The 12,141-nt window shown below is 71.6% G+C and carries 17 protein-coding genes; 3 read left to right on the forward strand and 14 right to left on the reverse strand.

Annotated elements, in window-relative coordinates:
- Window positions 1-99: 99 nt before the first annotated feature.
- Window positions 100-873 (reverse strand): 3-deoxy-manno-octulosonate cytidylyltransferase, encoded by a 774-nt coding sequence (kdsB, locus tag ACYQ8L_RS07890; protein WP_459941238.1) that lies wholly within the window; start codon window positions 871-873, stop codon window positions 100-102.
- Window positions 874-1,232: 359 nt separating this feature from the next.
- On the opposite strand from kdsB, the gene ACYQ8L_RS07895 reads away from it, so the two are divergent.
- Window positions 1,233-2,735 (forward strand): FAD-binding protein, encoded by a 1,503-nt coding sequence (locus ACYQ8L_RS07895; protein ID WP_459941239.1) that lies wholly within the window; start codon window positions 1,233-1,235, stop codon window positions 2,733-2,735.
- A 12-nt stretch (window positions 2,736-2,747) separates the two neighbouring features.
- Here ACYQ8L_RS07895 and ACYQ8L_RS07900 read toward each other — a convergent pair whose 3' ends face one another.
- From ACYQ8L_RS07900 to ACYQ8L_RS07925, 6 genes are all read right to left on the reverse strand, one after another.
- Window positions 2,748-3,761: an ARPP-1 family domain-containing protein gene (locus tag ACYQ8L_RS07900; protein WP_459941240.1), complete on the reverse strand. Its 1,014-nt coding sequence runs from the start codon at window positions 3,759-3,761 to the stop codon at window positions 2,748-2,750.
- A gap of 77 nt (window positions 3,762-3,838) precedes the next feature.
- Window positions 3,839-4,777: an ADP-ribosylglycohydrolase family protein gene (locus ACYQ8L_RS07905; protein WP_459941241.1), complete on the reverse strand. Its 939-nt coding sequence runs from the start codon at window positions 4,775-4,777 to the stop codon at window positions 3,839-3,841.
- Window positions 4,778-4,856: 79 nt separating this feature from the next.
- Window positions 4,857-5,297, reverse strand: a complete 441-nt coding sequence (locus ACYQ8L_RS07910) for a putative toxin-antitoxin system toxin component, PIN family (protein WP_459941242.1) — start codon at window positions 5,295-5,297, stop codon at window positions 4,857-4,859.
- Window positions 5,294-5,530 carry an AbrB/MazE/SpoVT family DNA-binding domain-containing protein gene (locus ACYQ8L_RS07915; RefSeq protein ID WP_459941243.1) on the reverse strand — a complete coding sequence of 79 codons (237 nt, stop codon included), beginning with the start codon at window positions 5,528-5,530 and terminating at the stop codon, window positions 5,294-5,296. Before ACYQ8L_RS07915 ends, ACYQ8L_RS07910 begins: the two co-directional genes overlap by 4 nt.
- A gap of 490 nt (window positions 5,531-6,020) precedes the next feature.
- The gene (locus tag ACYQ8L_RS07920; RefSeq protein WP_459941244.1) at window positions 6,021-6,575 is read right to left on the reverse strand and encodes a protein-tyrosine phosphatase family protein; all 555 of its coding nucleotides are present in this window, start codon (window positions 6,573-6,575) and stop codon (window positions 6,021-6,023) included.
- 44 nt (window positions 6,576-6,619) lie between these two features.
- The gene (locus ACYQ8L_RS07925; RefSeq protein WP_459941245.1) at window positions 6,620-7,420 is read right to left on the reverse strand and encodes an ADP-ribosylglycohydrolase family protein; all 801 of its coding nucleotides are present in this window, start codon (window positions 7,418-7,420) and stop codon (window positions 6,620-6,622) included.
- 178 nt (window positions 7,421-7,598) lie between these two features.
- Between ACYQ8L_RS07925 and ACYQ8L_RS07930 the strand changes: the two genes are divergently transcribed.
- A complete protein-coding gene (locus ACYQ8L_RS07930) occupies window positions 7,599-7,847 on the forward strand; it encodes an AbrB/MazE/SpoVT family DNA-binding domain-containing protein (RefSeq protein ID WP_459941246.1) in 249 nt (82 codons plus the stop codon).
- On the forward strand, window positions 7,840-8,244 hold the full coding sequence (locus ACYQ8L_RS07935; protein WP_459941247.1) for a type II toxin-antitoxin system VapC family toxin: 405 nt from the start codon (window positions 7,840-7,842) through the stop codon (window positions 8,242-8,244). The genes ACYQ8L_RS07930 and ACYQ8L_RS07935 overlap by 8 nt, the downstream gene beginning before the upstream one ends.
- Window positions 8,245-8,364: 120 nt before the next feature.
- Here the strand turns inward: ACYQ8L_RS07935 and mads4 are convergent, their stop codons facing one another.
- From mads4 to ACYQ8L_RS07970, 7 genes are all read right to left on the reverse strand, one after another.
- Entirely contained in the window at window positions 8,365-8,985 is a 621-nt protein-coding gene (gene mads4 / locus ACYQ8L_RS07940; protein ID WP_459941248.1) for a methylation-associated defense system protein MAD4, read from the reverse strand.
- Window positions 8,982-10,268, reverse strand: a complete 1,287-nt coding sequence (gene mads3, locus ACYQ8L_RS07945; RefSeq protein ID WP_459941249.1) for a methylation-associated defense system AAA family ATPase MAD3 — start codon at window positions 10,266-10,268, stop codon at window positions 8,982-8,984. Before mads3 ends, mads4 begins: the two co-directional genes overlap by 4 nt.
- 396 nt (window positions 10,269-10,664) lie before the next feature.
- Window positions 10,665-10,838 (reverse strand): hypothetical protein, encoded by a 174-nt coding sequence (locus ACYQ8L_RS07950; RefSeq protein ID WP_459941250.1) that lies wholly within the window; start codon window positions 10,836-10,838, stop codon window positions 10,665-10,667.
- 48 nt (window positions 10,839-10,886) lie between these two features.
- Window positions 10,887-11,012, reverse strand: a complete 126-nt coding sequence (locus ACYQ8L_RS07955) for a hypothetical protein (protein WP_459941251.1) — start codon at window positions 11,010-11,012, stop codon at window positions 10,887-10,889.
- Between the two features lie 278 nt (window positions 11,013-11,290).
- Window positions 11,291-11,476 carry a hypothetical protein gene (locus ACYQ8L_RS07960; protein WP_459941252.1) on the reverse strand — a complete coding sequence of 62 codons (186 nt, stop codon included), beginning with the start codon at window positions 11,474-11,476 and terminating at the stop codon, window positions 11,291-11,293.
- Entirely contained in the window at window positions 11,473-11,835 is a 363-nt protein-coding gene (locus ACYQ8L_RS07965) for a type II toxin-antitoxin system RelE/ParE family toxin (protein WP_459941253.1), read from the reverse strand. The genes ACYQ8L_RS07960 and ACYQ8L_RS07965 overlap by 4 nt, the downstream gene beginning before the upstream one ends.
- Window positions 11,836-11,837: 2 nt before the next feature.
- Window positions 11,838-12,131, reverse strand: coding sequence for a type II toxin-antitoxin system Phd/YefM family antitoxin (locus ACYQ8L_RS07970; RefSeq protein ID WP_459941254.1), 294 nt, complete (start codon window positions 12,129-12,131; stop codon window positions 11,838-11,840).
- Between the last annotated feature and the right edge of the window lie 10 nt (window positions 12,132-12,141).

Raw genomic sequence — 12,141 nt, forward strand, 5'->3', positions numbered from 1 at the left:
GCCCGCCCCCGGCCCGCCCCCCGGGGCCCCCCCCCCCCCCGCCCCCCCCCCCCCCCCCCCCCCCACCCCGGGAAACACCCGGATTTCCGCTCCACGAGACTAGCCGCCCTGCCGCCCCGCCGCCAGCAGTTTCTCCACCCGGGCCACGTCCTCGGGGCGGTCGACGCCCACCGAGTCGGACCGGGCCTCCACCACCCGGATCCGCCACCCCGCCTCCAGGGCCCGGAGCTGCTCCAGGCGCTCGGCCCGCTCAAGCCGCCCCTCGGGCAGCCCGGGGAAGGCCAAGAGCGCCTGCCGGGTGAAGGCGTACACCCCCAGGTGCTTCCACACCTCGACCGGGGGCTGGGCCGGGATCCGGGCCTCCCCGGCCGCCTCGGCCTCGTCGCGGAAGTACGGGATCGGCGACCGGGAGAAGTAGAGGGCGTTTCCCCCGGCGTCGCACACCACCTTCACCACGTCGGGCCGGCGCCACTCCGCCGTGTCCCGTAGGGGCCGAACCAGGGTGGCCATGGCCGGCCCCTCGGGGCCCTCCATCGCGGCCACCAGCGCCCCCAGGTCGGCCGGATCCACCAGGGGCTCGTCCCCCTGCACGTTCACCACCACGTCGGCCGCAAGGGCCCGGGCGGCCTCGGCGACCCGGTCGGTGCCCGACCGGCATCCGGCCGACGTCCGCACGGCCCGGGCCCCGGCCGCGACGGCGGCCTCGGCGATGCCCTCATGGTCGGTGGCCACCACCACCTCGGCGAACGCCGGGCACGCCCGGGCCCGCTCCACCACCCACGCGATCAGGGGCTTTCCATGAAGGGGGACGAGGGGCTTGCCGGGAAACCGGGAGGAGCCGTACCGGGCGGGGATCACAGCGACGGCGCGCACGGGGCCTCCTTGGGAAGGCTTGCAAGTCGGGTACCTTACCCGGCCGGTCGAGGGAGTGTCAATCGGGGCGCGCCTTGCCGGCGCCCGGCGGAACCGGATATACCGGTGCACGCTGGGGGCTGCCCGAAACACGGACGGGAGGAAGACCGCGGAGGACACGGAGGGCACGGAAGAAACGGGCGAGCGGATCCGGTGGGACCGGTGTGGGAGCGACGCCCGTGCCAGGCACCGGAGGACAGGGGGTTCTGAGACCTGATCTCTGAATTCTGGCCCCCGGTACGGAAGCCGGCCCCACAGACCGGGCCGAACGACACCGCCGGCATCGGGAAGGATCCCAGCCGCCAGCCGAGAGGAGACCCATGTTCGCCGACGTGGTGGTAATCGGGGCGGGGCCGGCGGGCCTGAGCGCGGCCATCGAGGCCTGCCGGGCCGGGGGGACGTGCCTTGTGCTGTGCCGCGGGCGCCCGGGCCTCGACGGGAACGGGCTCCTGGCCGCCGGGAACTGGGCCGTGCTGAACCCGGCCGCCGGAGACACCCCGGAGCGGTTCCGGGACGACCTCGTGCGAAGCGGGGCGGGCCTCGCCGACCCCGAGCTCTGCCTCGCCCTCGCCACGGACTCGGCCGAGGTTCCCGGGTTCCTGGGGGCCCTCGGGGTGCGGTTCCTGGAGCGGGACGGCCGGCCCTGGTTCGGCGGAAACCCGGGCCATGGCGTGCCCCGGACCCTGACCAGCCTGTCGCCCACCCCGGGACCGCCGGGCCGGGGGTTCACCGAACCCCTCGCCGAGGCGGCGCGGGCCGCGGGGGCGCGGTTTTTGCCCCACACGACCGCGGTCCGGATCGAGGTCGACCAGGGACGGGCCGTGGGGGTCGTCCTTCGCCGTCGGGACGGGTCGCTCGGCCGCGTGGCCGCCGGGGCCGTGGTGCTCGCGGCCGGCGGGGGCACCCGGCTCTGGCGCCGCACCGACAACGCGGCCGGCATGGCCGCAGAGGCCTGGGCCCTGGGTTACGGCGCCGGGGCCATGCTCCGGGACCTCGAGTTCGTGCAGTTCCACCCCACCGTGGGCCTCTGGCCGATCCGGGCCGTGTTCCCCACCTCGCTCTTCGCCGACGGCGCCGCGCTGCGAAACGCCCGGGGCGAGCGGTTCCTCCCCGGGGAGGCCCGGGCCACCCGGGACGAGATGGGCCGCGCCGTAGAGCAGGAGATCCGCGAGGGTCGCGGGGTCCGGGGTGGGGTGTGGCTCGACCTCTCGGGGGTTCCCGACGAAACCTGGGCCACCCGGTACGCCGGCCTCGCCCGAACCCTGGCCCGGAAGGGCTTCGACCGCAGCCGCGACCGGGCCGTCGTGGCCCCGGCGGCCCACTTCCTCATGGGCGGCCTCGAGATCGGGCCGGACGGCGGCACCGGGGTACCGGGCCTTTGGGCCGCCGGCGAGGCCGCGGCCGGGGTCCACGGCGCGAACCGGCTCGCCGGCACCGGGCTCACCGAGGCCGTGGTGTTCGGCCGGCGGGCCGGGAGGGCGGCGGCCGCCGGGACGGTTCCCCCGGCTTCCGGCCCCCGCCCCGGCCCGCCTCCGGCCCCGCCCCCCGACCCGGAGATCCGGCGCCGGGTTCGCGAGGTGGTGTCGGCCGCGGCCGGCCTCGTGCGCGAGGCCGGCCACCTCGAGCGGGGGCTGGCCGAACTCGAGGCGCTTCGCCCGCCGCCCCAGGCCGCACCCGAGGACCGAAACCTCTGGACCTCGGCCTGGCTCCTCCTGCGGGCCTGCCTCGCCCGGGCCGAGTCCCGGGGGGCCCACTTCCGGGCCGACGCCCCGGACCCGAACCCGGCCCGGGCCCAGCCGGTCCGCTTCCGGAGGCGAACCTGACGCCGCCGGCCGTCACCGGGCCGCGAACCGCCCCTGGCGCCGGCGGGAGGCCCGTGCCATGCCACCCCGCCGCCGGGGATGGCCGGGCTCGTGGGACACGGCTTCCAGCGCGAAGGCCCCCAGGTGCACCACCCGGCCGAGGGCCCACAGGGCCCCGCCGGCAAGGCCCGGGGCCCGGAGCCGCAGGTCCTCCCCCAGCCCGAGGGACGGGAACCGATCCACGGGGCTTTCGGCCACGGCGCCCAGGAACGCCTCCACGGCCCGGGCGACCTCGTCCTCCCGGCCGGGGGTCTCGTCGGGCCAGTCGATCGCGTCCACGGCGTAGCTCGAGAGGATCTTGGGCCACAGGGCCCGCAGGGTCTCCGGGGCGTCGAAGAGGTCCAGGCCCACCACGTGCCGGCCGATGGCGAACACGGCCCCGGCCTGGCCGGCCACGGCGGGCAGGGCCCGCTCGTACTCCTCCACCGTGCCCCGGTGGCGCTCGTAGATCTCGTCCATGGCGCCGGTGGGGGAGTGCGCCCCGAGCCGGGCGGCCTTGGCCGCGATCTGCTCCCACACGAGGCCCTGGTCGGCCCGGCGGTCGCCCCGGGTGCGCAGCGACTCCGACACGTGGGCGGCCTTGGCCGCCCGGGCCCGGGCGAAGTGGGCCCGCCGGGCCGTCCGGAACTCCGCCGAGCGGTAGCTCCACCGGCCCTGCTCCACGCAGGTCACGGGGATCACCACGGTCTGTTTGGGCCCCACGAGCACCGTGACGTTCAGGGTGCGGTTCTGCTTGGCCCCGACGAGCTCCTCCCCGTCCACCAGGAGCACGGGCTTGTCGGCCCCGTTCACGAACCGTAGCTCCGGCACGCTCCCGCCCTCCGAGACCTCGGTGACCCGGGCGACCCCGGCCTCCAGGGCCTCGTCGAGGGTGAGGTAGTCGGGGGGCGGGGCGTGGGGCCGAAGGAGCGGAAACACCCGGAGGTTCCGGTGGCTGGCGGGCGGTCCCAGGGTGGTGTCCGAAAGCGTTTTCGCGATCTCCGTCATGGCGCTCCTCCCTTCGGTGCGGCCGGGCCCCCCGGCGGGGCCCGCTCTCCGTCACCCCAGGATACGCCCCATGGCGGTCAGATCCTGTCCGACGTCGCCGCCTCCCGGAGCCGGAGGGCCACGCGCCGGATCTCGTCGGCCCGGGTGAGCCGCCCGAGCCACTCCGGCGGGATGCCCGAGGCGCCGTAGACCGCCCCGGCGATCTGGCCGTAGACGGCGGCCGTGGTGTCGGCGTCGTCGCCCAGGTTCACGGCCAAAAGGCACCCCTCCCGGAAGCTCGCCGTGCGGTGGAACGCCCAGAGCGCGGCCTCGAGCGACCGGACCACGTAGCCCGAGCCCCGGATCTCCGGGGGCTCCTTGGCCTTGAACGACCCGGCCGCCACCTCGTCGATCTCGGGGCACAGGGGCTCGGCGTCCCAAAGCCCCTCCACCGGCGCGTACCGGGGGGACAGGAGCGCCTCCTTGTCCGCTCCCCGGAGCGCCCCCACCAGGAGCCCCCCGAAATACCGGCACGCGTCCACGCAGGCCCGCGCCCCGTGGGTGGTGCGGGAGCTCTCCCCGCACAGCCGCACCGCGTCCCGGGGGTCGGCCGCGTAGCGCATCGCCACCGGCGCCAGCCGCATGAGCGACCCGTTCCCGGCGGACCGGGGATCCGTGGAGCCCGAAAACGGTTCGCCCGTCGCCTCGAACCGCGCCAGGGCCGCCCGCACCGTGTTCCCGATGTCGAAACACCGGCCGGTGCTCGAGCGGTACCCCTCCCGCCACCAGCGCACGTACCGGCGCATCTGGTCCGCCGGGTCGAACCCGCCGGCTTCCAGGAGGCTGTCGGCGAGGCACAGGGCCATGCTCGTGTCGTCGGTCCACTGGCCCGGCTCGAGCCCGAAGGGCCCCCCGCCCGTCATGTCGGTCACGGGCTCGAACGTGCCCGGCGGCCGAAACTCGACCGCCGTGCCCACGGCGTCGCCCACGGCGAGCCCCAGCAGGCACCCCGCGAACCGATCTTCTTCGGAGTTCATGCCCTCCATCCCACCCCCCTCCCGGGAGCCGCCCTGCCCCTTCGTCCCGCACACCACGGAAACCCGATCCGATCGGGGATCACCCCCCGCCCTTCCGGCGCCCCAGGGCGCGCAGGAACCCCTCCGCTGTCACGATGGGGCAAGGGACCTGCCCATCCAGCAAGAGAAGATCCCGGTCTCCGGTCACCAGGAACTCGGCGCTCCCCACTATGGCCAACAGCAGAAACGGAACGTCGAACGGATCGCGGCAGGGGGGAACGTCGGGAGGTGGATCCGGGATGCGCACCGTCTCGGTGTACGGAAGGTAGTCGGCCAGCAAAACCCTCCGGTCCTCAGGGCCCAGGCGGAACTTGGGGTAGGCGAGCACCCGGATGATCTCGCCCGCCGTCTCCCGAGACACCAGGGGGACGAAGCGGCCCTGATGCCATCCCCGCCGCAACTCGGCCGGACGCCCACCGGGAAATAGGAGCGCGGATACGACGAGATTCGTGTCAAGCACCACCCTGGGCGCCGCGCTCACCGGTCCTCGTTCCCCGTTCGCCGCGCCCACGCCACGGCCTCAGCCACGTCCTCTTCGGTGAGACCGAGTTCCGCCAGCTTCGCCCGCAGGGCGTCCGCCCTTTGGATCCTCACCGGCGTCAACACGATCCGGCCGTGCTCGACCTGGACCTCGAAGTACTCCGCGGGGCCGACGGCCGCCGTGACCTTTTTGGGAAGAGTGATCTGGTTTTTCGCGGTCAACTTCGCCAGCATGCCGCACCCTGCCGTTGGGGTAAAGTAATGAATCCTTACTCTACCCCATCCGCTCCACCGCTACAACTCCGTGCCCAATCCCACTTTTCGCCCAACCGCTCTGCCAAGTAACATCGGTCACCGGTCGTCGGTCTGCGGTCTCCGGTCCCGTGGTCCAGACCGCGGCGGCCCAGCGTGTGGCCGAGGCGGAAGGTATTGTTTCTGCGAACAGGCCGCGCTCCGCGGCCTACCGGAGCCTTCATGTAACTCCCTGCTAGGAAGCTGGGAAGCCAGGACGCTAGGAAGCTAAAATCTTTGATGATTCCAGCGTTGCCGCCCGCGTCTTCACCTGTTGGAGCGGCCTCCAGGCCACGACGCCCTTTCCCTTCGGTCCTTCGGCCCGGCCCCCCTTCCCCTCCGTGCCCTCCGTGTTCTCCGTGGTGTCTCCCTTCGGCGCCGGTTCACGAGGGCCTCACTCGACCTCGAAGGACTCCACGACCGGCCACCCGTCCTACTGCCCCACCCTCCACGACCACACCATCTGGAACTGGGCCTCGCTTTGGGGAGAGTCGCCGGCGAAGGGCATGCCGAAGGCCCTGCGGCGCTCCACGATCGCCCGCAGGGCCCTCTCGGGGGCCTCGGCCGGATCGTCGGTGCCCAAAAGCCGCGGGGCGTGGCGCACCAGGTAGCACCCCAGCACCACCCCGGTGCGGCCCCGGCCCCCGAGGCAGTGGACGTAGAGCCGCCTCCCGGCCCGAAGCCGCTCGTCCATGGCGTCGAGGATCCGCACCATGGTCTCGGGGGTGGGCGCCCCCATATCGGGGATCGGGAACGCGAGGCGCTCGAGCCCGTCTCCGGTTTCTGCGGCCACCTCGGCCAGGGCGTCGTCGTAGGGCACCAGGGGTCCGAGTTGCGTGAGTTCCCCCGGTTCGGTCAGATCCACGAACGCCCCGATCCCCTGCCCCGCGATCCACCGCACCTTGGCCCGGGCTGTCCCGGGTTCGGGCGACCCCGGATAGGGGCCCGCGGCGATCTGGTCGGCGACGAGCCAGTACAACGGTTGCATGATGCCTCCCTCGTCCCCCCGTTCGAAACCGTTTCGCCCTTCCCTCAGCCCTCAGTCTCCTCCGGCCACAACCCCACCGCCCTGCAAAAGGCCCGCACCACCCGAAGCAGGGGTTCGTCCAGCCGGCCGAGCGCCTCGTCGCGGATCCGGGGCGGGACCCCGCCGTAGAACGCCTCGGCCACGGCGCCGGCCATGGACGCCACGGTGTCGCTGTCCCCGCCCAGGGAAACCGCCTTTCGCACGGCGTCCTCCCAATCCGAGGAAACCAGGAAGGCCGTGAGCGCCTGGGGGACCGAGCCGGGACAGGTGGCGTCGGGCTTGTGGTGGGCCCGAAGTTCGTCCAGGCCGATGTCGAGGCGGTACCCGAAGGTGCCCTCCACGAACGCCCGGATCTCGTCCTTGGGGCTCCCCGTCCGGGCCAGGAACACGGCCGCGGCCACGGCCTGGGCGCCCTTGATGCCCTCGGGGTGGTTGTGGGTCACCTCGGCGCTGCGGCGGGCCTCCCGGAGAACCTCCTCCAACGTGTCGAACGCCCAGGCCACCGGCGACACCCGCATGGCCGACCCGTTTCCCAGGCTCCCGTAGGGCTCGTCCCGGTCCGACCCGGCCCACCGCCGAAACCCGGGCCCGAACCCCCGGTCCGGATACCGGCGGTACCACTCCCGGTACTTCGCGCCGTAGTCGGCCCCCGTCAGGATGGCGTCGGCCGTGGCCACCGTGAGCACCGTGTCGTCGGTGAACCGCGAACGCGTCCCCTCGTCGAACAGGGGCCACCCGGTCTCCACCGTGATGTTGTGCCGCTCGTACGGCGCCCCGATGATGTCCCCCGCAATCGCCCCGATCATGGATCGCCTCCGACAGCTCTCGCCCCCCGGCCGAGTCCGCCCAGAAAGGAAACGTCGCTCCCCTCCGGGCTCCCCATCGTCATTCCTCCCGCCCTGCGAACGTCCATTGCCCCTCGCCGCTTACGTGCCATACTATTCGAGAATGGCACATCCATAAGCGTATGCCAGGAGGTGGGCCATGACCCAACAGGCTCGGGTGTCCGTCGCGAAGAACGGACGGCTCGTCATCCCCGCGGCGCTCCGGAAGGCGATCGGCTTGGCGGACGGCGGCGACGCCCTGCTCCGGGTGCGGGACGGCCGCCTCGAGATCGAGCCGTTCCCGGCGGCGGTGGAGCGCGCGAAAACCATGGTGAGCCGCTACGCCACCGGCCGGAACCTGGTGGACGAACTCCTTCGGGAGCGGCGCGGGGAGGCCGAGCGTGAGTAGGGCTCACGAGGACCGAACCTCGTGGGTGCTCGACGCCTCGGCCGTGTTGGCCGTCCTGCAGGGGGAACCGGGGGCCGAACGCGTGCTGGGCGTGCTTCCCCGCGCTCTCATCTCCACCGTGAACCTTTCGGAGGTGGTCGGCAAACTCCTCGACGTGGGCATGCCGGATGTCGAGATTCCCCAGGTGGTCGGGGCTCTCGGGCTGGAGACCGTCCCCTTCGGCGACGAGACCGCCTGGCGGGCGGCCGGCCTGAAACGGAAAACCCAGCCCCTCGGCCTCTCCCTGGGCGACCGGGCGTGCCTCGCTACCGGGCTCGTGCTGGGCCTGCCCGTGCTGACGGCCGACCGGGCGTGGACGAAGCTCGACCTGCCGATCCGGATCGAGTGCGTGCGGTAGCGGCTCACCGCGCCGGAGGGGCCTGCCCGCCTGGAGAGGGGGCACGACTGGAGTTACCCCGGCTACGCGAGTCGGTGAGGACCGCGCCGAAAGGCGTAAGAGGGGCGCCCATCTCGACGGTCAAACGGCGAACCAGCGCCGGAGCACATCGCACAACCGCCCGAAGGCGGCATCCTGGCAGCCCTGCAGGGTAACCTTCTCGGCCAGTTCTCGGTAGAGAGCCGAAGACCGGGGGATGCGCTTTTCCCGCAATGCGTCTTCCACGGCCGTCTTCGGGTCTATCGGCTTTGCACGACCGTCAGGCCACAGGCCCCGGGAGTTCAGCCACTCACGCAGCGGAGGCCGGGCCCCTGCCCAGCCCAACACCCTTTCCACGTGGGGCGATTGGCTCCACACCCACGCTTCGATCTCGGGCTCGATCACCACCACCTCGGCGCGGTCGGCGATGTCCAGGGCGGCGAACTGCTCGCGCACGGCCCGTTCGGTGTCGGTCGCGTTGCGGTGGGGGTTCCCTTCCCACTCCTGATCGAACACCAAGAGGCCCCGCGCCGGAGTGTCCCCCAGGAGTCCGCGCAAGAACTCCGGCCCTCCGCGGTAGCAGCCGGGGTCTCGCAAGGGGTGAACGTGGACTTCGGCCGAAAACTCCCGGAGGCCGATGGACCGCCTGCGTTCACGCACCAACGTGGAAATAACGGCCTCGATATTCTTGTCGGCCACCACGCAGACGAGGTCCCGGTTCATCCCAGCACCCCCGCGGCGAACAGACTCGAAACGTCAAGCGACCCCTTCCACTGCTTCACCCTGGGATGATCGCAGCCTGCCACGATGTCGGTCGCACCTTCTTCCGTGCGGCCGAAACAAAGTAGGTCGTCCAGCTCCGCCATTCCCAGCACAACCGGCGAATGGGTGGCTAGAAAAATCTGGGCGCCATAGACGGAGGAAAGCGCCTGAAAAACCGTCTCGATCGCCCTGGGATGGATCCCGTTCTCGGGTTCCTCGATCAGCAGGATGCCCCCGTCCACGTCGGGCGTGTACGCGAGGAGCGTAAGCGCCAGAGTCCTCAGGGTGCCGTCCGAAACGAGCCAAGAAGGAGCCTTCAATCCATTTCGGTAGCAGACTACCAGGTACCGGTGTCGATCCTCCTCCCTCTCGGCCGTGGTCACCCCCTCTATGTCCGGCAATGCTTCGCGCAGGTGAGCCACCCACCGTTTCAATCGATCGGGGTGCCGCTCTTCCAGCCGTGCGACCACGTAGGGCAGGTTGGACCCGTCGGGGAGGTACCCGGCCTGCCGCGTGGGCGGAGACGGCCGCCGCATGGCCTCGGCCGACAAGGCAAGTCGCTGGACACCAGTCTGGAGGACATCGCGAAACCACAGAGCCACGGGGAAACGATCCCGGTCCTCCGGCAGGCTGGCGAGGGCCGTTTTCTGGCTGGACAGCGCGAAAGGAGCATTCCACCCCGTGGTCTCTGAGATGAAGTATGATTGCCCCGCGTCCCCCCGTGAGACAACTTTCTTCCATCCTTTCGGCGACTTCTTCCTGGGCAGACGCACAATGTGGTCCGGCGCCTCTCGCGCCGCAGGGAACAGGGTCGGTTGGGCCGGTGTCTGGGTCACCCCTTCCGTCTCTTGCCCGTTTTCGCCAACGAGCCAGACGTTTTCGGCGGCAACCCGGGGTTCACCGGTGACCTCGACACGTACCTCGTACCGCACCGTACGGTACGCCCTCCCCTTCGCCGTCTGTACCTGAGGCGGAATTGCCAGTTCCACGGCCAACTCGAACGCATCGCCGCCGCGCAACCACGTGAGGTGGCTCGGGTCGGGCGCCCGCATCATGATCTCAAGCCGGCTGTCACCCCGGATCGCCGTATCCAGGTCGGTGCGAACCAGATCTCCCAGCAGCCCAATAACGTCGAGAAACGTTGATTTGCCGCTCGCGTTGGGCCCCACCAGAAGTTGGAACGGCCGCAACTCCGCGGTCACGTATCGGAGGCTTCGGTATCCGAGCGCTTCGATCCTGGTCACGCCGCCCCCCGGCGAACGGGGCCTCATTTTCGGCATCGGAACACCTCCGCGTTGCGGGCCGGTTTCCCCCGGAACACCCATGCCACAGGCAAAGCCGGTCACGGGGCATATATTGTCCGACGGCCAAATGGGCACGGTCCGGGGCATGGGGCCTGCTGGAGCGCCGGGCGTGGCTCCTACAGTCGCTGCATCCGGCACTCAGCCAACGATTGGGACTATTCCGGCCAACCGGATGGACAAAAACGCCCAGAGTTCTTGAGCGGTGCCGTCCATCCGGCTGAGTGCCGGATGCAGCGTAAGCCGGATGCCGCACTCACGGACGGCCGGAAGCTGGCTCCATGCCCTGGCGACTTCCTCGCGCGCCTCTACTGGCGCCGGGTTGATAACGAATTTCTCTCACTCGCCCAACGCCTTCAGCAACGCGTCCCGGGCGTCGGGATCGCGGGGCCAGAGGTCGCGAAGCGCCCGGAAGAGCAGGATGCCCGGGTCGAGGCCGTAGAGCTGGGCGAGATGCTTCGCCGTGAGCTTTCGGGTGCGAAGGGAGCGCTTGCCCAGGCGGTTCTCGGCCACGACGGCCGCCCGGTACGCCTCGGGCGGGGCGAACGGATCGGGGACGGCCTACAGGAGGGCGGACAGCTCCGGCAACATCATGGTGCGGGCCGTGTGCACGCCCCCGCGGCCGAACCGGAATCCCCAGGCCTCGGCGGGGTGCTGCGGTGAGCCGGGTCGGACATCACGGGTCACGGCGCCTTCCCTTCCGCCCCCGCAACGAAAAACAGCCACCCCGCCTCTGGGTTGGGCCGTGGGTGGCTGCGTCGAACTGCCGGATCTCCTCTCCCCGCCATGGCTCCCTCCCGGCTGGAATGGCGGTTCGCTATGGTACGGGAAAGCTCGGGGGCGGGGCAACGCCGGGTGGGGCAATCGCGGTCAGATCCTGTCCGACGGACGGGGGAACGCCGGGTCGGGGGTTCCGGGGTGGTGACGGGGAATCTTCGGGCGGGGGCGCAGGCCCCCCGTGCCGTCTAGCCGAACAGGCTCCCGGCGGCCCGGAGGCCGAGTTCGCGGCGGCACTTGGCGCAGAGGGTGGCGTCCCGGTCCACGCCGGCCACCTGGCGGCCGATGTCCTGGAGGTCCCGGGGCACGTCGCTCGGGGGCTCTTGGTCGGCAAAGGTCAGTTCGGTTCCGCACCGGTCGCAGCGTTCGGTCATGGGCCCCTCTCCTTGTCTGGGTCGGTCCTCGGCCCTCCCTCGTCTTCCGAGAGTTCGTCCGGGAACCGACGGTGTCCTTCGAAAACGGTCAGCACCACCCCGGCGTCGCGCCTCACGCGGTAGACGATTCGGTAGGCCCCCTGGACCACCTCCCGCAGGTCCTTTCGGCCCTGGAGTTCCGGAACCCGGCGACCGGACCACGGGAACTCGGCCAACCGCTCCACGGCAGCCACAAGCCGTCTCACCCACCGTGCCGCCGCGACAGGGCTGTCGGCCGCGATGGAGTCCCCGATGGCGGTGAGATCCGCCTTGGCCCGGTCGGTCCAGAGGATCGGAAGCCGCGGCCCGGGCGGATCCACGCTCACTCTCCGTCGGTGACCCCGAACCGACGCCGAAGCTCTACGACCACGTCTTCGTGCGGGGTCAGCCGGCCGTCCTCGGCGTCGGCCAACCCCTGCTCCACCGCCCGCAGGAACTCGGCCCGCTCGATCAGGGCGTCATATGCGGCCGGCGAGAGCAGGACGCCGGCGGCCTTGCCGTTCTGGGTGATGACCAGCGGTTCCGCGCTCTCGCCGAGCCGCCTGAGCCATACCGCGGCCCGGGCCTTGAACTCGCTCACCGGCACGATGCGTTCCGAAATCCTAAGCGGTCGCACGATTGGGTCT

The sequence above is a fragment of the Deferrisoma palaeochoriense genome (assembly GCF_054656955.1).

Bases quoted from the DNA above. Each gene is read 5' to 3' on its own strand.
- ACYQ8L_RS07960 (WP_459941252.1), bottom strand. From the start codon at position 11,476: ATGACCGAACGCTGCGACCGGTGCGGAACCGAACTGACCTTTGCCGAC.
- ACYQ8L_RS07900 (WP_459941240.1), bottom strand. From the start codon at position 3,761: ATGACGGAGATCGCGAAAACGCTTTCGGACACCACCCTGGGACCGCCC.
- ACYQ8L_RS07920 (WP_459941244.1), bottom strand. From the start codon at position 6,575: ATGCAACCGTTGTACTGGCTCGTCGCCGACCAGATCGCCGCGGGCCCC.
- ACYQ8L_RS07895 (WP_459941239.1), top strand. From the start codon at position 1,233: ATGTTCGCCGACGTGGTGGTAATCGGGGCGGGGCCGGCGGGCCTGAGC.
- ACYQ8L_RS07925 (WP_459941245.1), bottom strand. From the start codon at position 7,420: ATGATCGGGGCGATTGCGGGGGACATCATCGGGGCGCCGTACGAGCGG.
- ACYQ8L_RS07930 (WP_459941246.1), top strand. From the start codon at position 7,599: ATGACCCAACAGGCTCGGGTGTCCGTCGCGAAGAACGGACGGCTCGTC.
- ACYQ8L_RS07905 (WP_459941241.1), bottom strand. From the start codon at position 4,777: ATGAACTCCGAAGAAGATCGGTTCGCGGGGTGCCTGCTGGGGCTCGCC.
- ACYQ8L_RS07915 (WP_459941243.1), bottom strand. From the start codon at position 5,530: ATGCTGGCGAAGTTGACCGCGAAAAACCAGATCACTCTTCCCAAAAAG.
- mads4 (WP_459941248.1), bottom strand. From the start codon at position 8,985: ATGAACCGGGACCTCGTCTGCGTGGTGGCCGACAAGAATATCGAGGCC.